Origin of the sequence: Shewanella sp. 5_MG-2023 (assembly GCF_030547465.1) — a bacterium.
Taxonomy (GTDB): domain Bacteria; phylum Pseudomonadota; class Gammaproteobacteria; order Enterobacterales; family Shewanellaceae; genus Shewanella.
Genome location: NZ_JAUORC010000077.1, coordinates 1 through 1365, shown reverse-complemented (window position 1 = coordinate 1365; position 1365 = coordinate 1). Strand labels below are relative to the sequence as shown.

General features: G+C 39.2%; 2 protein-coding genes. Both read right to left on the bottom strand.

All coding sequences use genetic code 11. The annotated features are described in order from the left end of the window. Positions 1 to 69 precede the first annotated feature (69 nt). Positions 70 to 624: a GNAT family N-acetyltransferase gene (locus tag Q4557_RS19715; protein WP_102530875.1), complete on the bottom strand. Its 555-nt coding sequence runs from the start codon at positions 622 to 624 to the stop codon at positions 70 to 72. A 94-nt stretch (positions 625 to 718) separates the two neighbouring features. After that, the gene (locus Q4557_RS19710; protein WP_303415028.1) at positions 719 to 1177 is read right to left on the bottom strand and encodes a nuclear transport factor 2 family protein; all 459 of its coding nucleotides are present in this window, start codon (positions 1175 to 1177) and stop codon (positions 719 to 721) included. Between the last annotated feature and the right edge of the window lie 188 nt (positions 1178 to 1365).

The following is a 1365-nucleotide window of genomic DNA, read 5'->3' as shown; positions in this document are numbered from 1 at the left end:
AAAGGTATCACTCGGGCTTGTTCAACACTTGGGATAAGGACGCGGCTACGCGCGGCCTATCCTTATCTGTTATATTTTCATTTCATCTGAGCGCAGCAGAGAAAAGACTTTAAGGTCATGATATGAACCTTTCCATTTGCCATGCTGCCTTAATGTACCATCACACTTGAACCCTAACCGCTCCAATACAATTTCAGAAGCCCTATTACCAAGCATTACGTATGCTTCTATTCTGTTGACAAATTTAGGGCACTGCTTAGAAAATGAATACTCAACAACGCTCTTTACAGCTTCCGTAGCATAGCCTTTGCCCCATGAGTCTTTAATAAATTCATACCCAATAACAGCTATGTCATTACTTTCTTCAAAACGGTTAATGCCACAACTACCTATAAAATTGTTAGTTGATTTTTCACGGATTGCCCACCTGACACTCTTGCTTTCTTGAAACCGTTTTGTGTCATTTTCAATTAGCTCAACAGCCTCACTTTCTATGCTGAAATGCAAGTCGTAAAACTCAGTAACATCGCTATCAGAAAACATAGCAAAAATTGATTTGGAATCATCAACAGTTTGCTCATTTAAGATAAGTCTTTTTGTCTCAATTATTGGAAAATTACTCATAACTCTCTGAAAATATAACGCCCCAAGCAGGGGATTTTATGAGCGCTTTTCAGCGAGTAAAATTCCCGCTGACTTGGCTTGTTATACCCTTGCACTATTCTGAATACTTCCTAATGACCGACACCTTGCCGTCTTCTATTTCTAATACTTCCATAGTGTCGTAACTCTGATGCATCATTTCTTTAGTTTGGGGATGAATACCACTGCTTTTGGTTGAGTAAGTGATAACAACAACATTATTGGCTGGGACAACTTGAAAAAGTTCGGCTGAATAGTCTGTATGGGAGCCGAGATAATATGACATACCATTTCGCATGCTGTCTTTTCCGTCCGATAAGCGCGAATCATCTGGATCGTAAGGTAGGTGTTGGTGCCCTATATCATCTTTTAAAAACGACAAATAATGTTCTATGTCCTTTTTAGTCGCATTTGGTGCTTGGGTAGCTTTCCATGCTGTAAAGTACGATTTTCCAAATTCTGTTAAATCAATTTCACCTGCACTAAGTGATAGAGAAATCGAAAGGGATAACAAAAATAAATACAGTCTTTTCAAAATAACCTCCTATGTTAATTTGGGTATAACGCCTCATTAAGAGGCAAAAAATAGTTGGTTAAAATAAGCGACGAAGGAGCAAGAACCAACTGTTTTTTGTCCTGCTTTAATGACTTGATACTCATTGAGCCCCCTCCCTAGCAAGCCGCATCAGCGGTATGCTTAAGGTGACCAAACCAACAGGAGAA